Here is a 22,308-nt window from a genome sequence, read left to right as displayed (position 1 = left end):
CTCTCCCACAGTGTTCATTTGAGGCTGTAGCCAAAGGCAGCCTCGAAGCGTGCGTCGATCTCGGCGCGAGTCAGCGAGTAGGATTGCGGCCCCTGGTGGGCGATCTTGATCGAACCCATCAGGCTGGCCAGGCGCCCCGTGGTCGCCCAGTCGAGGCCCTTTTCGATACCGTACAGCAGACCGCCGCGAAAAGCATCGCCACAGCCCGTCGGATCGGCGATCCGCTCGGCCGGCACGACGGGAATCTGCTCCACGCCCTGCTTGTGGCGGATTGTCGCGCCATGCTCGCCACGCGTGATGACGAGCGCGTCGACCCGGCTGGCGATTTCGTCTTCGGACCATCCCGTCTTGTCGCTCACCAGCTTGGCCTCGTAGTCGTTGACCGCAACGTAGGTCGCAAGTTCAATGCTGCGGCGCAGCGTCGCGCCGTCGAACAGCGGCAGGCCCTGGCCCGGATCGAACACGAACGGCACGCCGGCCTTCGCGAGTTCCTCCGTATGCTGCACCATCCCGTCGAAGCCGTCCGGGCCGACGATGGCGAGCGTGATGTCCGGTGCGTCGCCCGCGTGGTTCAGGTGCGACTGCATCATCGCGCCCGGGTGAAACGCCGCGATCTGGTTGTTGTCGAGATCGGTCGTGATCATCGCGTGCGCCGAGTGCATCTCGGGCAGCACGCGAACGTGGTCGCGGCGCAGGCCGAGCCGGTCGAGGCGCTCGAGATACGGTTGTGCGTCGAGCGCGCCGAGCGTGCCCATCATCCGTGCGTCGCCGCCGAGCAGATGCAGCGCATAGGCGATGTTGCCCGCGCAGCCGCCGAATTCGCGACGCATCGTCGGCACGAGGAAGCTCAGGTTGATGAGGTGCACCTGGTCGGGCAGGATGTGCTCGCGGAACCGCCCTTCGAAGGTCATGATGGAGTCGTAGGCGATCGAGCCGCAAATCAGCGTAGCCAAGGTGTGCGTTCCTGTAGAAATGAGGGACCCTGCGTGACAGCGCCGCGCGAAAAAGGCGCGGCGCGACAAGGGAAAGCGGGAAAAAGGCTTACTTCAGCGCAGCGAGCGCGGCGTCGTAGTTCGGCTCGTCCTTGATCTCGCCCACGAGCTGCGCGTGCAGCACCTTGTCCTGCGCGTCGAGCACGACGACGGCGCGTGCGGTCAGGCCGTTCAGCGGGCCGCTCGTCACGTCGACGCCGTACGCGTTCGCGAACGCGCGGCCGGTGCGGAACGTCGATGCGGTCAGCACGTTCGCGAGGCCTTCGGTCGTGCAGAAGCGGGTCGCCGCGAACGGCAGGTCGGCCGACACGACGATCACGACGGTGTTGTCGAGCGACGACGCGGCTTCGTTGAACTTGCGGGTCGACGTCGCGCAGGTCGGGGTATCGAGGCTCGGCACGATGTTCAGCACCTTGCGCTTGCCGGCGAAGCTGGCGAGCGTCAGGTCGGCGAGATCCTTGCCGACCAGCGAGAAGTCGGGGGCCTGCGAACCGACGGCCGGGAACGTGCCGGCGATTTCGATCGGGTTGCCACCCAGCGTAACTTTGCTCATGTTCGTGCTCCGAAATAGCGCGTCGCCAGGACGCGCGGGGTTGAGACGGGCGCGCATCTGCGCGCCGCGGGGCGTCACGGATAGAAGATCTGGACGCGGAAATTCGAGGCGGGCGTGCCGTTCGTCTCGAGGCGGACGACCATCGTCTGCGTTGCGCCGGCCGGCAGCCCCGCGTCGATTCGCGTGCCGGGCCGGACGTAATCGCGCGGCGCGAGCACGCGGCGGACGGTAACGTGGTTGGTGTCGTCGAGCAGCGTCAGCTCGAGCGACGGATACGCGAGTGCGACGCGGTAGCGGTTCGTCAGCGGCGCCTTCAGCTCGAGCACGCGCGGGCCGTCGAGCTGGTGCAGGTCGGTCGCTTCGAGCCGCAGCCCGTCGATCGCGCGCGGCGGCGCGACGGTGCAGCCGAGCGGCGCGCAGATGCGCTGGAACCAGCCTTGCGTGATCGGCCAGTAGATCATCACCGTCTCGCGCTGCCACCACGCGAGCTGGCCGGCCAGCAGCACGCCGAGCACGGCGGCCACCAGGCCGCCGAAGAAGCCGCCGAGCAGGCCGCGTCGTTGCGGCGCGCGGGCTTCGCGTGTGACGGCGAACGGCGGGCGATCGTCCTCCGCGGGGAGGGCCGAGAACGGCTCGTTTGGTGCGCCGACGGCGAAACCCGGTTCGCGTGCGGTGCGGGCGCCGGTGTCGGCGGTATCGTCTGGAGCGGGTTGCGGGTCGGCTACGAAGCGGGGCTCGTGCGTGTCGCGTGCCGCGGCAAACGGCGCGTGTTCGTGGGCGTTGTCGAGCGGCGCGTCGGCGGCGAGGCGCGGCTCGTGCTTGTCATGCGCGGGGGGCAGGGCAGTCGACGCCGGCGGTGCGAGTTCGTCGGCGCGTTGCGCCGGAGCAGCCGGCCGGGCGGCGGCGGACGCCGCTGCCGCTGCCGGGAAAGCGGGGGACGATTGCGGTGTGCCGGTCAGGCGGACTGCGCCTGGTTTGGCGTCGGGCGAGTTTCCGTCGGGCAGCGTGACGGGCACGAGGGGCTCGGCGCTGATATTGCTGCCGCTATGCTGCAGCGACGGATCGACGTTGCCGTCGAGCCACGGTGCCCACATGTCCCAGTGGTCCGGACGGAAGTCCGCGTGCGCGGGGTGCGCGCTGCTCGCGCTGTCGACGAACAGCCGGGGCAGGGCTGCCTCGTGCGCGGTGGCGGCATCGTGGGCTTCGGCGGTCGGCGTTTCGGCAGCGGTTGCCGCGAAGGCCGACGCTTCGGCACTGCGCGCAGCGTCAGGCGTGACTTTGGCGGCAGGGGCTTCGGCAACGCGAGCGTCAGCGAACGTTTCGTCGGCCGAACCTTTTGGTGCATGCATGTCGGCAGCGGTCGCGTGGCGGGAAGGCGCTTCGGCAACATGCGCTTCGACAGCGGGGGCCTCGGTTGCATGCGAGTCGGCGGCAGCGGTATCGGGCGCATGTGCGCCGGTTATAGGCGCTTCGTCTGCAGACGCTTCGGCCACATGCGCTTCGGTGGCAGCGGCTTCGGAAGCATGTGCGCCGGCAACAGGCACTTCGACTGCGGGTGCTTCGGCCAGATGCGTTTCGGCAGCAGCGGCTTCGGAAGCGGGTGCGCCGGCAACAGGCGCTTCGACTGCAGACGCTTCGGCCACGTGCGCTTCGGCGACAGCGGCTTCGGAAGCCGGTGCGCCGGCGCCAGGCACTTCGACTGCAGATGCTTCGGCCACATGCGCTTTGGCAGCAGCGGCTTCGGAAGCGCGTGCGCCGGCAACAGGAACTTCGACTGCAGACGCTTCGGCCACGTGCGCTTCGGCGGCAGCGGCTTCGGAAGCAGGTGCACCGGCAACAGGCACTTCGACTGCAGATGCTTCGGCCACATGCGCTTCGGCGGCAGCGGCTTCGGAAGCATGTGCGCCGGCAACAGGCACTTCAATTGCAGATGCTTCGGCCACGTGCGCTTCGGCAGCAGCGGCTTCGGAAGCACGTGCGCCGGCGCCAGGCACTTCGACTGCAGATGCTTCGGCCAGATGCGCTTCGGCAGCAGCGGCTTCGGAAGCAGGTGCGCCTGCTACAGGCACGTCGACCGCAGGCGCTTCGGCTGCGTGCGTATCGGCGGCAGCGGCTTCAGGAATATGCGTGTCGGCAGCGGGCGCTTCCGCCATGTTGACGTCGGCAGCGGGTGCATCGGGAACAAGCGTGTCGGCAGCGCGCTTTTCGACGGCAGGCGCCTCGTCACCATGCGCCTCTGCAGCAGGCGCTTGCGCGACGGTCGCCTCGGCAACACCCGAGGCAACCGCCGGCACGTCTACGACACCCTTGCCAGCCGCGCTTCCCGATGCGGCACCGCTTTCTCCCGCAAGCGCCGATTCACGCTGCGGCGCATGCTCGCGGACCAGCGAGTCCGCCGCATCGAACACGTGCCGGCAATGCCCGCAACGCACCAGCCCGCCATGCAGCGCGAGCTGTTCCTGCTGCAGGCGGAAGACGGTATTGCAATGAGGGCAGCGCGTCGCGAGAAGCATGTCGAGCCGGGCGGCCTGCTGGCCAGAGTGAAGGACAGCGCTATTCTAATGGCTTTCGCGGCGGGTTCCGGCGAGGCATACCCAACCTTCGTGTTCGCGCCAGACCGAGATGTCGACGTAGCGCGCGTAGACGGCCGCGACTTCGTCCGCCTGGCGCGCGAGCACGCCCGACAGCGCGATGCGCCCGCCCGGTTTCACCTTTGACGCGAGCATCGACGCCATCAGCTTCAGCGGATTCGACAGGATGTTGGCGACGACGATGTCGAATTCGCCTGCCGGGCATTCGTCCGGCAGCCCGTACGTGACGTCCGCATGGTTGCGTTCGCTGTTCAGGCGCGCCGATTCGACCGCCTGCGGATCGATGTCGATGCCGATCACGGGGTTCGCCCCGCATTTGCGCGCCAGGATCGCGAGGATCCCGGAGCCGCAGCCGTAGTCGAGCACCGACTGGCCGGGCTGCACCGATTGCTCGAGCCACTCCATGCAGAGCCGCGTCGTCGGATGGCTGCCGGTGCCGAACGCGAGGCCCGGGTCGAGTTCGAGCACGAGCGCGTCGGGATCCGGCGCATCGTGCCAGGACGGCACGACCCAGATCCGCTCGCCGATCGGAATCGGATCGAACTGCGATTGCGTGAGGCGCACCCAGTCCTGTTCCTCGACTTCGCGCACCTCGAAGCGCGGCGCTTCGCCGAGCCCGATCTCGTTCGCGGCCGCCGCGAGCAGCACGGCGGGATCGTGATCGGGCGGCAGCAGCGCGATCACGCGCGAGTGCTGCCATGCGGTGCGATCGGGCACGAGGCCCGGTTCGCCGAAGAGCGGCTGCTCGTCGGGCGTGTCCGCATCGGCATCCTCGACGGACACCGACAGCGCGCCCAGCTCGAGCAGCGCGTCGGACAGCGCCTCCGCGTGCTCCCGGGCCAGTTCGACGACGAGTTCGCGATAGCTCATGCGATTACGCTTCTTCCGGTGCGACCTGCTGCTTCTGCGCGAGCCGGTTTTCGAGGTAGTGGATGCTGGTGCCGCCTTCGACGAACTTCGAGTCGATCATCAGCTCGCGGTGCAGCGGGATGTTGGTCTGGATGCCTTCGACGACCATCTCCGACAGCGCGATGCGCATCCGGCTGATCGCCTGCTCGCGGGTCGCGCCGTAGGTGATCAGCTTGCCGATCATCGAATCATAGTTCGGCGGCACGAAATAGCCATTGTAGGCATGCGAGTCGACGCGCACGCCCGGGCCGCCCGGCGTATGCCACGACGTGATCCGGCCCGGCGACGGCGTGAATTTGAACGGATCTTCGGCGTTGATCCGGCATTCGATCGCATGTCCGCGGAACTGGATGTCGCGCTGGCGCAGCGTGAGCTTCTCGCCGGCCGCGATGCGGATCTGCTCCTGCACGATGTCGACGCCCGTGATCAGCTCCGACACGGGGTGCTCGACCTGCACGCGCGTGTTCATCTCGATGAAGTAGAACTCGCCGTTTTCGTACAGGAATTCGAACGTGCCCGCACCGAGGTAGCCCATTTTCTTGCAGGCATCCGCGCAGCGGTCGCCGATCCGGTCGATCAGGCGGCGCGGAATGCCGGGCGCCGGCGCTTCCTCGATCACCTTCTGGTGGCGGCGCTGCATCGAGCAATCGCGCTCGCCGAGCCACAGCGCATTCTTGTGCGCGTCGGACAGCACCTGGATCTCGATGTGGCGCGGGTTCTCGAGGAACTTCTCCATGTACACCTGCGGGTTGCCGAACGCACGGCCGGCTTCCTCGCGGGTCATGTTGACCGCGTTGACGAGCGCGGCCTCGGTGTGCACGACGCGCATCCCGCGGCCGCCGCCGCCGCCCGCGGCCTTGATGATGACCGGATAGCCGATCGAGCGCGCAATCTTCACGATCTCCTTCGGATCGTCCGGCAACGCGCCTTCCGAACCCGGCACGCACGGCACGCCGGTCTTGATCATCGTCTGCTTCGCGGTGACCTTGTCGCCCATCAGGCGGATCGTCTCCGGGCGCGGGCCGATGAACGTGAAGCCCGATTGCTCGACGCGTTCGGCGAAATCGGCGTTCTCCGACAGGAAGCCGTAGCCGGGGTGGATCGCCTCGGCATCGGTGACTTCCGCGGCGCTGATCAGCGCCGGCATGTTCAGGTAGCTCAGGTTCGACGGGGCCGGGCCGATGCAGACGGCTTCGTCCGCGAGGCGCACGTACTTGGCTTCCTTGTCGGCTTCCGAGTAGACGACCACCGTCTTGACGCCGAGTTCGCGGCACGCGCGCTGAATGCGCAGCGCGATTTCACCGCGGTTGGCAATGAGGATTTTTTCAAACATAGCGAGTATTCGTCTCTTCGAGGGGCGCACGAATGGCGCCTGGAGAGCATCGGCGGCGCGCGGCGCTGCGGCCGCGCGGCGGACTTTAGCCGATCACGAAAAGCGGCTGGCCGTATTCGACGGCCTGGCCGTTCTCGACGAGGATTTCCTTGATCACGCCGGCCTTGTCGGACTCGATCTCGTTGAGGAGCTTCATCGCTTCGATGATGCAGAGCGTCTGGCCTTCCTTGACCGTGTCGCCGACCTGCGCGAACGGGTCGGCGCCCGGCGACGGCGCGCGGTAGAACGTGCCGACCATCGGCGACGTCACGACGTGGCCCTGCGGCGCGGCTGCTGCGGGAGCCGCTGCGGCGCCCGGCGCGGCAGCGGCCGCGCCCTCGGTCGGCAGCGCCACCGTCTGCGCGGGCATGCTGATCTGCGGGGCGTACCCGCCCGTCGGCTGCACATAGACCGGCGGCGCGTTCTTGACGATACGCACCTTGCCTTCGCCTTCCGTCACTTCCAGCTCGGAGATGCCGGATTCGGAGACGAGGTCGATCAGAGTTTTCAGCTTACGAAGATCCATCGGGAATTCCCCTTTCAATACGTGAAAGCGCCGGTTCGGACCGGCGCTCAATCTAGATCGCGAAAATCAGCCGCGCGACGCGCCTTGCAGTTTGTCGAGCGCGTATTCGAGCGCGTACAGATAACCTTTCCAGCCGAGCCCGCAGATGACGCCTTCGGCCTGGTCGGAAAAGTAGGAGTGGTGCCTGAACGCTTCGCGGCGGTGCACGTTCGACAGGTGAACCTCGACGAACGGAATGCCGACGCCGGCGAGCGCGTCCCGGATCGCGACGCTCGTGTGCGTGTACGCGGCCGGATTGATCAGGATGAAATCGGTCTGTTCATCCCGCGCAGCCTGGATGCGGTCGACGAGCGCGCCTTCGTGGTTGCTCTGGAACGACGTCAGCTCGACACCCGCTTCCTGTGCCCGCGCGGCGAGCGCCTGATCGATCTGTGCGAGCGTCACGCGGCCGTACACCTCCGGTTCCCGGGTGCCGAGAAGGTTCAGGTTGGGGCCGTGCAGCACCAGCAATCGTGTCATGGTCGCTTCTATTTCTGCGGAATTGCGCGAACTTTAGCGCTATTTAGAGAAATTTGTCTAGTTTCGCCGAATGGCCGGGCGCGCAGCATCCGTAAGAATTACCGGCGTGCTTGCAAAGTATCGGCGAATTCACGCGAAGTTGCCGCGATCGCGATCCAAATCGCCGGCAACGTGCAACACGTTCTTCAGCGCGCTCAAAGGGCGTCGAGCGTCTTTTTCAGCTCCGCCGGCTGGATTTGGCCGAGTTTCGTTTCGCGGATTTTGCCATGTTCGTCGATCACGACGGTAAAAGGCAGCGCGCCGGCCGTATTTCCAAAATTTCGGGCCAGATCGGCGCCCGCATAACCGCTGACGAACACCGGGTAGTCGACCTTCACCTTTTGCAGGAAGTTCTTCACGTTCTGGCCCGAATCGACGCCGATCCCGACGAAGCGGATGCCTTTCTGCTTGTATTCGTGCGACAGCGCGACGAGCTCCGGCATCTCCTCGACGCACGGGCCGCACCACGACGCCCAGAAATTGACGACGACCTTCTGGCCCTTGAATGCGCTCAGCGTCGCCGGCTTGCCGTCGGCGTCGGTCAGCGCGGCGGCCCATAGCTGGTCGACCGGGTTGCCGGCGGCGGGCGCGGCTTCGGCGACGTTCTCGACCGGGCCGCCCCGGAACCAGTGGCCGGCGGCGAGGCCGCCCGCGACGGCGGCGGCCGCCACGACGGCGAGCGCCAGCATGCGTTTCGTGTTCATCATCGGATCAAGTGGATTCGGAAGGGGAGTCGCCCGCCGCGAGCAACGCGCGCAGCGCGGCCGCATCGGCGCGCGGCAGCCGGCCGCGCGCGTCGGCCTTCACCGCGCCGCGCAGGTCGTCGCTCGCGTACAGCGAGACGTGGATGCCGACCGGCTCCGCGTCGCGCAGGCCGCGCCAGAGGAAGCTCAGCGTCTCGATGTCGCCGCGGCCCGCGAAGTGCCGGGTTTCGGACACGTCGTACTGGATGTTCTGGTTCAGCAGGTGGATCGCGACGTCCTTCGCATTGTCGGTAAAGATCTGCAGGTGGATGTCCGAATGCGCGTTCGCGGTGCCGTTCAGCACTGCGCCCGTCACGTACGGATTGAAATCGGCGAGCCGGCGCATCCAGTCGAGCGCCACCTCGCGCAGGCGGCGCAGCTCGTCCGGCTGCGTATCGCTCTGGAACAGCGCCAGGTACTCGCGCAGTTCCTCTTCGATCTGGTCGTTATCCGGCAGCCATTCGCCGGCAACGCGCACATCGCCGAGCAGCTGGCGCGCGGCCTTGCGCTTCGCGCCGGCGTAGTCCAGGCCATCCTCCGCGATGAGGCGCGCGGCGGCCTGGGCAATTTCCTCGCGGACGCGCCGCGGGTCGACTAAGGGTTTGCGAGACATGATGCGGCAATCATACTCGATCGCCGCCGCGCCCGATCGGCGGTGCGGCCGCTTGCCGCCCGGGCCGCCGGCGCGGCCCGCTTCGGTCGCGCGGGCCGCCGGGCCCGCCATGCCGTCAGTTACAATGGCGTCCTTTGTGTCGCGGTGACGCGCGCCGGCCGCGCGGCCTGTCCGGCGCACCGCAGACCCATCCTTTCCGAATCGACGGCGCCCGGCGGCGCGAAAGCATTCACCTATGCACATCCACATTCTTGGCATCTGCGGCACCTTCATGGGCGGTCTGGCCGTTCTCGCGCGCGCGGCGGGGCACACGGTCACCGGCTGCGACGCGGGCGTCTATCCGCCGATGAGCACGCAGCTCGAGGCGCAGGGCATCCGGCTGATCGAAGGCTACGGCGCAGAGCAGATCGACCTGAAGCCGGACCTGTTCGTGATCGGCAACGTCGTGACGCGCGGCAACCCGCTGATGGAGGCGATCCTCGATCGCGGCCTGCCGTACACGTCGGGTCCGCAGTGGCTCGGCGAGCACGTGCTGGCAGGCAAGTGGGTGCTCGCGGTCGCGGGCACGCACGGCAAGACGACCACGTCGTCGATGCTCGCATGGCTGCTCGAGGACGCCGGCCTGAACCCGGGCTTCCTGATCGGCGGCGTGCCGCTGAACTTCGGCGTGTCCGCGCGGCTCACCGATTCGAGCTTTTTCGTGATCGAGGCGGACGAATACGACACCGCGTTCTTCGACAAGCGTTCGAAGTTCGTCCACTACCGGCCGCGCACCGCGGTGCTGAACAATCTCGAATTCGATCACGCCGACATCTTCCCGGATCTCGCTGCGATCGAGACGCAATTCCACCATCTCGTGCGCACCGTGCCGGGCGTCGGGCGGCTCGTCAGCAACGGCCGCGAAGACGCGCTCGAGCGCGTGCTCGCGCGCGGCTGCTGGAGCGAGGTCGAGCGCTTCGGCGTCGACGGCGGCTGGCAGGCGCTGCCTGCCGAGGATGGCGTGCCGGCCGACGAGCGTTTCGCGGTGTACTGGCGCGGCGAGCGCTTCGGCGAAGTTGCGTGGCAGGTGCAGGGCGAGCACAACCGGATGAACGCGCTCGCGGCGATCGCCGCCGCGCGCCACGTCGGCGTGCCGCCGGCCCAGGCCGCCGCGTCGCTCGCGTCGTTCCGCAACGTGAAGCGCCGCATGGAAGTGCGCGGCAGCGTGAACGGCGTGACTGTATACGACGACTTCGCGCATCACCCGACCGCGATCGATACTACGATCGCCGGCCTTCGCGCGCGTATCGGCCGGCAAAACACCCGCATCCTCGCCGTGCTCGAGCCGCGTTCGAACACGATGAAGCTCGGCGTGATGAAGTCGCAGCTGCCGGCGAGCCTCGCCGATGCCGACCTCGTGTTCGGCTACGGCGCGCCGGCCGGCCGCGACGCGCTCGGCTGGAACCTCGGCGAGGCGCTCGCGCCGCTCGGCGAGAAGGCGCACGCGTTCGACGATCTCCATCTGCTGGTGAAGGCGGTCACGGCGGCCGCGCGGCCGGGCGACCATGTGCTCGTGATGAGCAACGGCGGCTTCGGCGGCGTGCACCAGAAGCTGCTCGACGCGCTCGGCGGGAGCCACGCGTGATCCTTTACCTGCACGGTTTCCGCTCGTCGCCGCAGTCGGCGAAGTCGCAGCTGCTCGCCGCGCGCATGGCCGAACTGGGCCGCGCCGGCGAATGGCGCTGCCCGTCGCTGTCGATGTCGCCGCTCGCGGCGATCGCGGCGGCCGAAGCCGAAGTGGCGGGCGCGCGCGACGTGACCGTGATCGGCAGCTCGCTCGGCGGCTATTACGCGACGTGGCTCGCCGAGCGGCACGGCTGGAAGGCGGTGGTGCTGAATCCGGCCACCGAGCCGCAGCGCGACCTCGAGCAGTATCTCGGCGAGCAGCCGCTGTGGCACGGCGGCGGCACGATCGTCGTCGAGCGGCATCACCTGCACGAGCTCGACGCGCTGCGCGTGCCGGCGATCACGCGCCCCGAGCGCTACTATCTGTTCGCGGCGACCGGTGACGAAGTGCTCGATTATCGCGAGATGCTCGCCCATTACCCCGGTGCGAAAACCCGCGTGATCGAAGGCAGCGATCACGGGATCAGCGAATTTGCCGACTATATCGACGACGTTCTCGCATTTTGCGACGCCAAGGCGATATAAACCGGCCGCAGGCCATCGAACCCCCATCATCACGCGGCGCCGCCGGCCGACGGCGGCGCCCGGCAGTCTGAACGAGAGTACTGAGTGAACGTTTTCTTCGAGGAATCGGGCAGTTTCAAGGCGGGCAGCGTGCTGTCGCGCCAGGGCGACGCGTTTCAGGTCGAGTTGCCCGGCGGGCGGCGCGCCAAGGTGCGCGCGAAGGACGTGCTGATCGAATTCGAGAAGCCGGCCGCGAGCGAACTGATGCAGGAGGCCGACGCGGCCGCGCAGCAGATCGACCTGGATTTCCTGTGGGAATGCGCGCCGGCGGAGGAATTCGCATATACGGCGCTCGCCGACGAATACTTCGGCACGACCTACGGCCCGGTCGAGCGCGCGGCGCTCGTGTTGCGCCTGCATGGCTCGCCCGTGTATTTCCGCCGCAAGGGGCGCGGCCAGTATCAGCGCGCGCCGGAAGAGCAGCTCAAGATGGCGCTCGCGTCGCTCGAGCGCAAGCGCCAGCAGGCGCTCGTGCAGGCGCAGTACGAAGAGGAGCTGAAGGCCGGCAAGCTGCCGGAAGCGTTCGACGGCAAGGTGCTCGCGCTGCTCACGCGCCCGGACAAGAACGCGATCGAATACAAGGCGCTCGAGGCGGCGGCCGGCGCGCGCGGCGTGTCGCCGGCGCGGCTGATGCTCGACTGCGGCGGCATCGCGTCCGCGCGCGCGCTGCACGAGGCGCGCTTCCTCGCCGAATTCTTCCCGCACGGCACCGGCTTTCCGCCGGTCAGCGTCGGTGCGCTGCCGGACGACCTGCCGCGCGCGGACGTCTCGGCGTTCTCGATCGACGACGTCACGACGACCGAAATCGACGACGCGTTCTCGGTCGAGCACCTGAGCGACGGCCGCGTGCGGATCGGCGTGCACATCGCGGCGCCGGCGCTGGGCATCGCGCGCGGCGACGCGGTCGACGCGATCGCGCGCACGCGCCTGTCGACCGTGTACATGCCCGGCGACAAGATCACGATGCTGCCGGACGACGTCGTCGACGTGTTCACGCTGAAGGAGGGCGACTATCGCCCGGCGCTGTCGCTGTACATCATCGTGAACCGCGAAACTCAGGAGATCGTCGCGAACGAGACGCGCGCCGAACTCGTGTTCGTGAAGAACAACCTGCGCCACAACACGCTCGACGAGCTCGTCACCGAGGAGACGCTCGCCGACGGCAGCGGCGACTATCCGCACAAGGACGACATCGCGGTGCTGTGGCCGCTCGCGCAGGCGCTGTTCGAGAGGCGCCAGCTGGCGCGCGCGGGCTACGGCCTGAAGCGCGAAGTGCAGCGCAACACCGACTACAACTTCTACGTCGACGGCGAACGCGTGACGATCACGCCGCGCCGGCGCGGCTCGCCGCTCGACCTGATCGTGTCGGAGCTCGCAATCCTCGCGAACTCGACATGGGGCGCGTTCCTGCACGACCACACGGTGCCGGGCATCTATCGCTCGCAGCGCGGCTTCGGCGCGCCGGGCCCGAAGCGCACGCGGATGCAGACGACGGCCGCGCCGCACGAAGGCCTCGGCGTGCCGCAGTACGCGTGGAGCACGTCGCCGCTGCGCCGCTACGTCGACCTCGTCAACCAGTGGCAGCTGCTCGCGTGCGTGCAGCACGGCGTCACCGCGAAGCTCGCCGCGCCGTTCAAGCCGAAGGACGCCGATCTGTACGCGGTCGTGCAGGGCTTCGACGACACCTATTCCGCATACGCCGACTACCAGCGCCGGATGGAATATTTCTGGTGCCTGCGCTGGCTCCAGCAGGAAGGCAAGAAGCAGGTCGTCGCGAGCGTCGTGAAGGGTGACCTCGTGCGTCTCGAGGACGTGCCGCTGCTGCTGCACGTGCCGGCGCTCGGCGTGCATGCGCGCGGCACGCGCGTTCTGCTCGACGTGATGTCGATCGACGAGCTGACGATCGAGGCATCGGTGCGGCTGCTCAACGTGCTCGACGCGCCGGTCGTGTCGGGCGGCGAAGCGGGCGAGGAGGAAGACGGCGAGGGCGGCGACGACGTGCTGCTCGACGCGGGCGACGCGTCGGCGGAAGCCGAGGCCGAGGCGCTTGCCGAGGCTGGAGCCGATGCCGATGCCGGCGCAGGCGGCAGCGACGGCGACGGCGACGGCGCCGCGGAAAACAACGGCAACGAGGAGGAGCGCGCATCATGACTTCGGCCGCGTCGGCGAGCGGGCCGGACCGCTACGTCGTGTTCGGTAACCCGGTGGCGCACAGCAAGTCGCCGTTCATTCATGCGCGGTTCGCCGCGCAGACCGGCGAGCCGGTCGTGTACGAACACCGGCTCGCACCGGTCGGCGGGTTCGAGGCGGCCGTGCGCGAATTCATCGCCGAAGGCGGCCGCGGCGCGAACGTGACGGTGCCGTTCAAGCTCGACGCGCATGCGCTCGCCGACACGCTGTCGCCGCGCGCGGCCGCCGCGGGCGCGGTGAATACGCTGCGCTTCGACGCCGACGGCGGCATTCATGGCGACAACACCGACGGCGTCGGCCTCGTGCGCGACATCGAGACGAACCTCGGCGTGCGTCTTGCCGGCACGCGCATCCTGCTGCTGGGCGCCGGCGGCGCCGCGCGCGGCGTCGTGCTGCCGATGCTCGAGCGCGCGCCGCTGTCGATCACGATCGTGAACCGCACCGCGAGCAAGGCGGAAGCGCTCGTCGGCCAGTTCACGCAGGCCGCGCACGACGCGGGCTGCACGCTGGCGGGCGGCGGCCCGGACACGGTGCGCGCGCAGCCGTACGACGTGATCGTCAACGCGACCGCGGGCAGCCTCGACGCGGCGCTGCCGGATTGCGACCCGGCCGCCTTCGGGCCGGGCACGCTCGCGTACGACATGATGTACGGCGCGCAGCCGACCGTGTTTATGCAGCATGCGGCGTCGCTCGGCGCGCGCACGGCGGACGGGCTCGGCATGCTCGTCGAGCAGGCGGCCGAATCGTTCTTCATCTGGCGCGGCGTGCGGCCGGACGGCGCGCCGGTGCTCGCGGCGCTGCGCCAGGCGCTCGCCGCGCACTGAGCGGAGCCGGCGGCAGGTGGTCGCGGTGAGCGGTGCGCAGCGGCGCGAGCGGGCGGTCGGCCCGGCGCGCTGGCTCGTCTACGCGGGTTCCGTGTTGGCGGGCGCGTGGCTCGCGACGCAGCTGTTCTATTTCGCGCAGATCGCGCTGTGGTCGGTCGTGAACCCCGGCTCGACCGCGTTCATGCGCACCGACGCGTGGTGGCTGTCGCGCGACACGCCGCCCGCGCGCATCCAGCACCAGTGGGTGCCGTACGACCAGATCTCGCGCAACCTGAAGCGCGCGCTGATCGCGTCCGAGGACGCGACCTTCGCCACCAACAACGGCTACGACGTCGACGCGATCCTGCAGGCGTGGGAGAAGAACAAGATGCGCGGGCGCATCGTCGCCGGCGGCTCGACGATCACGCAGCAGCTCGCGCGCAACCTGTTCCTGTCGCGCGAGAAGAGCTACATCCGCAAGGGGCAGGAGCTGATCATCACGTGGATGCTCGAGACGCTACTCGACAAGGAGCGGATCTTCGAGATCTATCTGAATTCCGTCGAATGGGGGCGGGGCGTGTATGGCGCCGAAGCGGCCGCGCGCTACTACTACCGGATCCCGGCCAGCCGGCTCGGCGCGTGGCAATCCGCGCGACTCGCGGTGATGCTGCCGAAGCCGCGCTATTTCGACGCGCATCGCGGCACCGCGTACCAGGCGCAGCGCGCGGCGGTGATCGCACGCCGGATGGGCGCGGCCGCGCTGCCGCAATCGGAGTGAGCGCCCGGCGCGCCGTTCGGCGCATTGCCGGTTCCGTCGCTGCGGCATGATTCCCTCCCGGCGATGCACGCATGCTGCGGCGCATCGTGCCCGCATTATTTAGATGAATCCGTCTATTTCGATTTCGTGGCCAATGCCTGGGTCCGATGCGCATCGTCGCGTCGATGCGGGCCGAAAGGCGTCGCTTTTTAGCCGAACCGGATAAACACGCGGATCGCTGAAAGGCGCGTGAAATTCGATGTTTCGGGATTCGAATCATTTCTGAAAGCTGCCCGTCACGCTGCATTTCCTTCGAATATTTCCAAGTTTTTCAAAGCCGGGCACGTCGCGTATATTGGCCGGCGCCTCGGCCTATCGGCCGCGCATGCGAGGCGGGGGGCGGCCTATCCGGCTGCTCGACACGACAACATTCGAGAGAAGGAAAGCAACGATGCCAGCGAGCAAAGCGAAGCTGTTGGTGGGTGTGGTTCTCTCTTCGCTGATCCTGGCGGCGTGCAACGGAGACGACATTACGTCGGCCTCCGGTGCCACCAGCGCCGACAGCTCAGCCGATCCCGCCGCCCGGGCGGACAAGCCGTACAACGATCCCAACCGCTATTCCTCGAGTCCGGGCGCGTCGCTCGCCGCGTCGGCCGCGCTCGAACGCGCGGCCGTCACGCATCACCAGATCACGCTGAACGGCAAGACGATCAGCTACACCGCCACCGCCGGCCACCTGACCGCGCGCAACCCGCAGACGGGCGCGCCGGAAGCGTCGTTCTTCTACGTCGCCTATACGGCCGACAACCAGCCCGCGGCGAACCGGCCGGTCACGTTCCTGTACAACGGCGGCCCGGGCTCCGCGTCGGTGTGGCTGCATCTCGGCTCGTTCGGCCCGCGGCGCATCCAGACCGGCGACCCGAACGCGAACAACGCGTCGTTCCCGTTCGTCGACAACGCGGAGAGCCTGCTCGACACGACCGATCTCGTGTTCGTCGACGCGATCGGCACGGGCTTCTCGGAAGCGATCGCGCCGAACACGAACCAGAGCTTCTGGGGCGTCGACCAGGACGGCGGCGCGTTCCGCGACTTCGTGGTCCGCTACCTGGCCGTGAACCAGCGCGGCGCGTCGCCGAAATACCTGTTCGGCGAGTCGTACGGCACGCCGCGCACCGACGTGCTCGCGAACCTGCTCGAGACGGCCGGCGTGAATCTCGCCGGCATCGTGCTGCAGTCGTCGATCCTCGACTACAACGCGAACTGCGACATGGCGAGCAACAACGTCGGCAACTCGAACAACGGCTCGAGCCCGATCAGCTGCGCGGGCTTCGTGCCGAGCTACGGCGCGGTCGGCGCGTATTACCAGCTCGACAACCCGAACCCGTCGAACCTGCCGCAGTACGCGGACCAGATGCGCCTGCTGACGGCCGGCACCTACGTGCCCGCGGTGAACGCGTACCTGGCGAGCCATGCGCAGCCGTCGAGCGGCCTCGTCACGACGATGGCGAACGCGACGGGCGCGAAGGCGTCGCTGTGGCATGCCGACTTCAACGTGATCCCGACCTTCTACGACAACAGCTACCAGCTGTCGCTGATCCCGGGCACGCTGATCGGCCGCTACGACGCGCGCGTGAACGTGCCGCTGTCGAGCCCGCTCGCGGCGGACGGCGATCCGTCGAGCTCGTTCATCACGAAGCCGTTCACCGACACGATCGGCCGCTATCTGCCGAACGAGCTGAAGTACTCGGCGCAATCGGCCTATTCTGTAAGCAGCAATGCGATCCAGACGTGGGACTGGAGCCACGACGGCCTCGCGATGCCCGACACGATTCCCGATCTTGCCGCTGCGCTGACGCTGAATCCGGCGCTGAAGATCCTGTCGCTGAACGGGTACCACGACATCGCGACGCCGTTCTACCAGACGGAGCTCGATCTCGCGCGGCTCGGGTCGCAGCGGAACCTGACGATCAGGGACTATCAGGGTGGACACATGGTCTATCTCGACGATACGTCGCGCCCGCAGGAGAAAGCCGACCTGGTGACCTTCTACAACGCGGCCGCGCATTGACGCCATGCGCGTTTCCGGCGACGGACACCCGGCGGGCGCGCGCCCGAGGGTGCCGCCGGCCGGGTGTCGACGACCTCATTCCAGACTGGAGCCTGACATGAAGAAGCGATTTATCGTCGTTGCCGCGGCGCTCGCGTGCGGGAGCCTCGTCACATCCCTGTCCGCGTTCGCGCAGGCGAGCGATGCCGCGCCGGTGCGTGCCCGCCAGGCGCAGCTCGGCGATCCGTACGTGCCGCCGGCCGCGCGCAAGCCGACCGCCGGCACGCAGACCACCGGCGCCGCGCTGCACGCGCAGGTGGTCGCCAAGCTCGCGCGGCAGTTCCGCGCGGCCGACACGCAGAACACCGGCACGGTGACGGAGGCGCAGGCACGCGCGGCCGGCCTCGGCTATGTCGCGAACCACTTCCGGCAGATCGACGCGACCGGCAGCGGGCGCGTGTCGTTCAGCGACGTGCAGCGCTACATGCAGACGCAAAGCGCAACCCAGCAGTAAGCACCGCGCGCGGAAAACAGGGACGGGCCCGCGAAGCATGCGGGCGCGGCCCCATTTCGCCGCTGCCGCGCGGCTTCGTGCCGCCTGTTCTCAGTATCTGGACAACGCATTCAAATATTGGAGCCGAATGCGTGCGCTCCTACAATCCGAAGCACATCGACAAGCTTCGGACTCCCGCATCGCGTGGCGCCCGACGCATACGGAGACACTTTCCATGACGTTCGCCGGGCGCATTCCTCGGTGCCTCGACCGCCGCTTCGCCGCGGCGCCGGACAGCGGTCCGGCGCGCGCGCCGCGGCTTCACCGATTCCGTTGAAGGCAGCCCGCCCATGACCAAGATGCCCGTACCTCTTGCCCTCGACGGCCGCCGTCCGATAGTGGACGACGCGCCGGCGCTCACCGACAGCATCGGCGCGACCAGCACGCCGCTCGACCTCGCCGCGCAGCAGGCCGGCACGCAGACGCTGCTGCGCGGCCTCGCGATCCTCGAGGCGATCGCGAACGGCGCGCGCGACATGCGCTCGATCGGCGCGGCGCTCGGCACGACGCGCAGCACCACGCACCGTCTCGTCAGCAGCCTCGTGCAGGCGCGCTACCTGCGCCAGGTGCAGGGCGGCTACCTGCTCGGCCCGAAGCTGATCGAGCTCGGCACGATCGCGCTCGAGCAGATGCCGCTGACGGCCGTCGCCCGGCCGCACCTGGAAGCGCTCGCCGAAGCGACGCTCGACACGATTCATCTCGGCGTGCGCGACGGCGACGACGTGCTCTACATCGACAAGATTCCCGGCACGCGCGGCCTCGAGATGCGCTCGCGGGTCGGCCACCGGATGCCGCTCGCGTCGACCGGCATCGGCAAGGCGATGATGCTCGACCTCGAGCCCGACACGTGGCGCACGCTGTTCGAAGCCGCCAAGCGCGCGCTCGCCGGCGTGAATTTCAAGCCCGACAACCGGCCCGACACCGGTGCGTTCCTGCAGCGCATGGCGCATTACGCGGCGGGCGGCTACACGTTCGATCTCGAGGAAAACGAAGCGTCGATCCGCTGCGTCGCGGCGCCGATCCGCGACGCATCCGGCGCGATCGTCGCGGCGGTGTCGGTCGCGAGCACGATTCCGTATATGCCGCACGACCGCATGGACGAACTGATTCCGCTCGTGCAGCGCGAAGCGCGAGCCATTTCCGCGGAACTGGGCTGGAGCCCGCCGCAGGGTACCCGCAGGATCAAACGATGACGAACTCGACCGGGACCGCTCCGGAAACCTTCACCGCCGCCCCGTCGCTGATCGCGCTCGACTGGGGCACCACGTCGCTGCGCGCGTACCTGTACGACGCGCACGGCGGCGTGCTCGCGACGCGCAGCCGTGCGGCGGGCGTGATGCACGTGCCGGCCGGCGGCGCGCGCGCGTTCGACGAGGCGTTCGAGGACGCGTGCGGCGACTGGCTCGCGCGTGCGCCCGGCGTGCCGGTGCTCGCCGCGGGCATGGTCGGCAGCGCGCAGGGCTGGCGCGAGGCGCCGTACGTCGAAGCGCCGGCGGGCGCCGACGCGCTCGCGGCCGGCCTCGTGACGGTCGAGAGCGCGCGCGGCGCGGTCGTGTCGATCGTGCCGGGCGTGATCGCGACGGGCGAGCTACCCGACGTGATGCGCGGCGAAGAAACGCAGATCGTCGGCGCACTCGCCGATGGCGCTTCATTTGATTCCGATCGTTCAGGGCTACTGATCGGATTGCCGGGCACGCACGCGAAATGGGCGTGGGTGAAGGACGGGCTGATCGAGCGCTTCCAGACCTACATGACGGGCGAGCTGTTCGCCGCGCTGCGCGATCACACGATCCTCGGCCGTACGATGCGCGCGCCCGAGACGCCGGACCGCGCGGCGTTCCTGCGCGGCGTGTCGATCGCGCGTGGCGCGCAGCGCGCCGGCATGCTCGCGACGATCTTCAGCACCCGCACGCTGGGCCTGACCGGCCGGCTCGCGCCGCACGCGCAGGGCGACTACCTGTCCGGCCTGCTGATCGGCCATGAGCTGAACGCGCTCGACGCGATGCTCGCGGAGGAACGCGGTATCGCGCTCGCGAGCCAGCCGCTGCTGCTGATCGGCGACGACCGCCTGTGCGCGCGCTACGTCGATGCGCTGCATGCGTTCGGCAGCATGCACGCGCGGGTCGTCGCGCATGCGACCGAACGCGGCCTGTGGCAGATCGCGGCGCGCGCGGGGCTCGTGCGCGCCGATGGCGTACCCGCCTGCGCCGCCCGATGAAGCGAACCATTCGAGGAGGAAAGCCCTTCATGTCGTCCGAACTCACGCTGCCCGCGCCGTACGCGCCGCATGCCGCGCTGATGCAGGCGTTCGCCGCGTGCCCGCTGATCGCGATCCTGCGCGGCATCACGCCCGCCGACGCCGCGGCGCACGGCCACGCGCTGTATGAAGCGGGCCTGCGCATCGTCGAGGTGCCGCTCAATTCGCCCGAGCCGTTCGACAGCATTGCCGCGCTGCGCCGCGCGCTGCCCGGCGACGCGATCGTGGGCGCCGGCACCGTGCTGCGCCCCGAATACGTCGATCGCGTGCAGGACGCGGGCGGCGCGCTGATCGTGATGCCGCACAGCGACGGCGCGGTGATCCGCCGCGCGCGCGAGCGCGGCCTCGCGAGCGCGCCCGGCGTCGCGACGCCGACCGAGGCGTTCGCCGCGCTCGCGAACGGCGCGGACGTGCTGAAGATGTTCCCGGCCGAGCAGCTCGGCGTGCCCGTCGTGAAGGCGTGGCGCGCGGTGATCGATCGCGCGGTGCCGCTGATCCCGGTCGGCGGCGTCACGCCCGACAACATGCAGCCGTTCCTCGCGGCCGGCGCGAACGGCTTCGGGCTCGGCTCGGCGCTGTACCGGCCCGGCCAGTCCGCCGACGCGACCGCGGCGAACGCGCGCGCATTCGTGGCCGGCCTGCGCGCGGCGCGCGGCGGAGCGGCATGATGGGCCGCCTCGCGGGCAAGGTCGCGATGGTGACGGGCGCGGGCCGCGGCATCGGCGCCGCGATCGCGCATGCGTTTGCGCGCGAAGGCGCGGCGGTGGCGCTCGTCGATCGCGATTTCCCGCAGGCGAGTGCGACCGCCGCCGCGATCGCCGGCGCGATCGACGACGCGCGCGTGCTGCCGCTGCATGCGGACGTCGCGCAACAGGACGCGGTGCGCGACGCGCTCGCGCAGGCCGAAGCGGCCTTCGGCGCGCTGGACGTGCTGGTCAACAACGCGGGCATCAACGTGTTCTGCGATCCGCTGACGATGACCGACGACGACTGGCGCCGCTGCTTCGCGGTCGACCTCGACGGCGTGTGGCACGGCTGCCGCGCGGTGTTGCCGGGCATGGTCGAGCGCGGGCGCGGCAGCATCGTGAACATCGCGTCGACGCATGCGTTCCGGATCATCCCGGGCTGCTTTCCGTACCCGGTCGCGAAGCACGGCGTGCTGGGCCTCACGCGCGCGCTCGGCATCGAATACGCGGCGCGCAACGTGCGCGTGAACGCGATCGCGCCGGGCTACATCGAGACGCAGCTCACGCGCGACTGGTGGGGCGCGCAACCGGACCCGGCCGCCGCCAAGGCCGACACGCTCGCGCTGCAGCCGATGAAGCGGATCGGCACGCCGGACGAAGTCGCGATGACGGCCGTGTTCCTCGCATCGGACGAGGCGCCGTTCATCAACGCGACCTGCATCACCGTCGATGGCGGGCGCGCGGCGCTGTACCACGACTGACGGATTGGCAGCACCGAATCGACAGACCGCAGCGCGCGGCGGCCGCGCGCACGCTGCATCGAAACCAATAAGCGGCCGTATTCCGATCGATGAAGACAAGGAGACACTGGAGATGAAACGCAGAACATTCGTCACGCTCGCCGCCGCGACCGCGGTGCTGATGGGCAACCCGCTCGCGCACGCGGCCGACCCGGTCAAGATCGGCTTCCTCGTGAAGCAGCCCGAGGAGCCGTGGTTCCAGGACGAGTGGAAGTTCGCGGAGCTCGCCGCGAAGGACAAAGGCTTCACGCTCGTGAAGATCGGCGCGCCGTCCGGCGAGAAGGTGATGAGCGCGATCGACAACCTCGCCGCGCAGAAGGCGCAGGGCTTCATCATCTGCACGCCCGACGTGAAGCTCGGGCCCGGCATCGTCGCGAAGGCGAAATCGCACGGGCTGAAGATGATGACGGTGGACGACCGCCTCGTCGACGGCGCGGGCAAGCCGCTCGAGGCCGTGCCGCACATGGGCATCTCCGCGTACAACATCGGCAAGCAGGTCGGCGACGGCATCGCGGCCGAGATCAGGAAGCGCGGCTGGAACATGAAGGACGTCGGCGCGATCGACATCACCTACGAGCAGCTGCCGACCGCGCACGACCGCACGAGCGGCGCGACCGACGCGCTCGTCGCCGCGGGCTTCCCGAAGGCGAACGTGATCGCCGCGCCGCAGGCGAAGACCGACACCGAGAACGCGTTCAACGCGGCCAACATCGCGCTCACGAAGAACCCGCAGTTCAAGCACTGGGTCGCGTACGGCCTGAACGACGAAGCCGTGCTCGGCGCGGTGCGCGCGGCCGAAGGGCGCGGCTTCAAGTCGGCCGACATGATCGGCATCGGCATCGGCGGCTCCGACTCCGCGCTGAACGAATTCAAGAAACCGCAGCCCACCGGCTTCTTCGGCACCGTGATCATCAGCCCGAAGCGCCACGGCGAGGAAACCTCCGAACTGATGTACGCGTGGATCACGCAGGGCAAGGCGCCGGCGCCGCTCACGCTGACCACCGGCATGCTCGCGACGCGCGAGAACGTCGGCAAGGTGCGCGACGAGATGGGGCTCGCATCGAAGTAAGCGGCCCGCGCGGCTGCCGCGTGGCGCGGCGGCCGGCGGACGATCGATCGTAACGGGAGA

Annotated in this window: 20 protein-coding genes and 2 pseudogenes; 12 read left to right on the top strand and 10 right to left on the bottom strand. The window is 68.8% G+C overall.

The features are described 5' to 3' along the window. Positions 1–14 precede the first annotated feature (14 nt). The 10 genes and pseudogenes from ABFO07_RS16715 to ABFO07_RS16670 form a co-directional block, all read right to left on the bottom strand. Positions 15–953 (bottom strand): carbohydrate kinase family protein, encoded by a 939-nt coding sequence (locus ABFO07_RS16715; protein WP_059809209.1) that lies wholly within the window; start codon positions 951–953, stop codon positions 15–17. 88 nt (positions 954–1,041) lie between these two features. Next, a complete protein-coding gene (gene tpx / locus ABFO07_RS16710) occupies positions 1,042–1,545 on the bottom strand; it encodes a thiol peroxidase (RefSeq protein WP_059564614.1) in 504 nt (167 codons plus the stop codon). A gap of 74 nt (positions 1,546–1,619) precedes the next feature. Beyond that, positions 1,620–2,636, bottom strand: a pseudogene (locus ABFO07_RS16705) (DUF3426 domain-containing protein); the annotation flags it as partial. A gap of 1,227 nt (positions 2,637–3,863) precedes the next feature. After that, positions 3,864–4,058, bottom strand: a pseudogene (locus ABFO07_RS34730) (MJ0042-type zinc finger domain-containing protein); the annotation flags it as partial. A 45-nt stretch (positions 4,059–4,103) separates the two neighbouring features. Further along, complete coding sequence (gene prmA, locus ABFO07_RS16695; protein WP_059809216.1) at positions 4,104–5,006, bottom strand: 50S ribosomal protein L11 methyltransferase; 903 nt, start codon at positions 5,004–5,006, stop codon at positions 4,104–4,106. A gap of 4 nt (positions 5,007–5,010) precedes the next feature. Beyond that, on the bottom strand, positions 5,011–6,378 hold the full coding sequence (gene accC / locus ABFO07_RS16690; protein WP_059564563.1) for an acetyl-CoA carboxylase biotin carboxylase subunit: 1,368 nt from the start codon (positions 6,376–6,378) through the stop codon (positions 5,011–5,013). 85 nt (positions 6,379–6,463) lie between these two features. Then, positions 6,464–6,943: an acetyl-CoA carboxylase biotin carboxyl carrier protein gene (gene accB, locus ABFO07_RS16685; RefSeq protein ID WP_059564562.1), complete on the bottom strand. Its 480-nt coding sequence runs from the start codon at positions 6,941–6,943 to the stop codon at positions 6,464–6,466. Positions 6,944–7,009: 66 nt separating this feature from the next. After that, positions 7,010–7,462 (bottom strand): type II 3-dehydroquinate dehydratase, encoded by a 453-nt coding sequence (gene aroQ, locus ABFO07_RS16680; RefSeq protein ID WP_059809219.1) that lies wholly within the window; start codon positions 7,460–7,462, stop codon positions 7,010–7,012. A 194-nt stretch (positions 7,463–7,656) separates the two neighbouring features. Then, on the bottom strand, positions 7,657–8,205 hold the full coding sequence (locus ABFO07_RS16675; RefSeq protein ID WP_059564613.1) for a TlpA family protein disulfide reductase: 549 nt from the start codon (positions 8,203–8,205) through the stop codon (positions 7,657–7,659). A 7-nt stretch (positions 8,206–8,212) separates the two neighbouring features. Continuing rightward, on the bottom strand, positions 8,213–8,857 hold the full coding sequence (locus tag ABFO07_RS16670; RefSeq protein ID WP_059809222.1) for a hypothetical protein: 645 nt from the start codon (positions 8,855–8,857) through the stop codon (positions 8,213–8,215). A gap of 235 nt (positions 8,858–9,092) precedes the next feature. Here ABFO07_RS16670 and mpl point away from each other — a divergent pair, with 235 nt between their 5' ends. From mpl to ABFO07_RS16610, 12 genes are all read left to right on the top strand, one after another. Further along, positions 9,093–10,481 (top strand): UDP-N-acetylmuramate:L-alanyl-gamma-D-glutamyl-meso-diaminopimelate ligase, encoded by a 1,389-nt coding sequence (gene mpl, locus ABFO07_RS16665; protein ID WP_059907763.1) that lies wholly within the window; start codon positions 9,093–9,095, stop codon positions 10,479–10,481. Then, the gene (locus ABFO07_RS16660) at positions 10,478–11,047 is read left to right on the top strand and encodes a YqiA/YcfP family alpha/beta fold hydrolase (protein ID WP_059889671.1); all 570 of its coding nucleotides are present in this window, start codon (positions 10,478–10,480) and stop codon (positions 11,045–11,047) included. Before mpl ends, ABFO07_RS16660 begins: the two co-directional genes overlap by 4 nt. An 84-nt stretch (positions 11,048–11,131) precedes the next feature. Continuing rightward, positions 11,132–13,237: an RNB domain-containing ribonuclease gene (locus ABFO07_RS16655; protein WP_322231406.1), complete on the top strand. Its 2,106-nt coding sequence runs from the start codon at positions 11,132–11,134 to the stop codon at positions 13,235–13,237. Then, complete coding sequence (gene aroE / locus ABFO07_RS16650; RefSeq protein WP_059564558.1) at positions 13,234–14,100, top strand: shikimate dehydrogenase; 867 nt, start codon at positions 13,234–13,236, stop codon at positions 14,098–14,100. The genes ABFO07_RS16655 and aroE overlap by 4 nt, the downstream gene beginning before the upstream one ends. A 16-nt stretch (positions 14,101–14,116) precedes the next feature. Next, positions 14,117–14,857, top strand: coding sequence for a monofunctional biosynthetic peptidoglycan transglycosylase (gene mtgA, locus ABFO07_RS16645; protein WP_059809236.1), 741 nt, complete (start codon positions 14,117–14,119; stop codon positions 14,855–14,857). A 430-nt stretch (positions 14,858–15,287) separates the two neighbouring features. Then, a complete protein-coding gene (locus ABFO07_RS16640; protein WP_124490828.1) occupies positions 15,288–16,904 on the top strand; it encodes a S10 family peptidase in 1,617 nt (538 codons plus the stop codon). Positions 16,905–17,001: 97 nt separating this feature from the next. After that, positions 17,002–17,397 carry an EF-hand domain-containing protein gene (locus tag ABFO07_RS16635; protein WP_059878745.1) on the top strand — a complete coding sequence of 132 codons (396 nt, stop codon included), beginning with the start codon at positions 17,002–17,004 and terminating at the stop codon, positions 17,395–17,397. Between the two features lie 329 nt (positions 17,398–17,726). Further along, positions 17,727–18,629: an IclR family transcriptional regulator gene (locus ABFO07_RS16630; RefSeq protein ID WP_059564554.1), complete on the top strand. Its 903-nt coding sequence runs from the start codon at positions 17,727–17,729 to the stop codon at positions 18,627–18,629. After that, positions 18,626–19,654 (top strand): 2-dehydro-3-deoxygalactonokinase, encoded by a 1,029-nt coding sequence (locus ABFO07_RS16625; protein WP_347467969.1) that lies wholly within the window; start codon positions 18,626–18,628, stop codon positions 19,652–19,654. The genes ABFO07_RS16630 and ABFO07_RS16625 overlap by 4 nt, the downstream gene beginning before the upstream one ends. Positions 19,655–19,683: 29 nt before the next feature. Further along, the gene (locus tag ABFO07_RS16620) at positions 19,684–20,361 is read left to right on the top strand and encodes a 2-dehydro-3-deoxy-6-phosphogalactonate aldolase (RefSeq protein WP_059564552.1); all 678 of its coding nucleotides are present in this window, start codon (positions 19,684–19,686) and stop codon (positions 20,359–20,361) included. Continuing rightward, entirely contained in the window at positions 20,361–21,140 is a 780-nt protein-coding gene (locus tag ABFO07_RS16615) for an SDR family oxidoreductase (protein ID WP_059923771.1), read from the top strand. The genes ABFO07_RS16620 and ABFO07_RS16615 overlap by 1 nt, the downstream gene beginning before the upstream one ends. A gap of 112 nt (positions 21,141–21,252) precedes the next feature. Further along, on the top strand, positions 21,253–22,248 hold the full coding sequence (locus tag ABFO07_RS16610) for an arabinose ABC transporter substrate-binding protein (RefSeq protein ID WP_059809249.1): 996 nt from the start codon (positions 21,253–21,255) through the stop codon (positions 22,246–22,248). Positions 22,249–22,308 lie beyond the last annotated feature (60 nt).

The organism is Burkholderia stagnalis (assembly GCF_039848545.1).
Classification (GTDB): domain Bacteria; phylum Pseudomonadota; class Gammaproteobacteria; order Burkholderiales; family Burkholderiaceae; genus Burkholderia; species Burkholderia stagnalis.
Note: the sequence above shows the minus strand (reverse complement) of the source record. Positions and strands in the feature narration are given on the sequence as shown.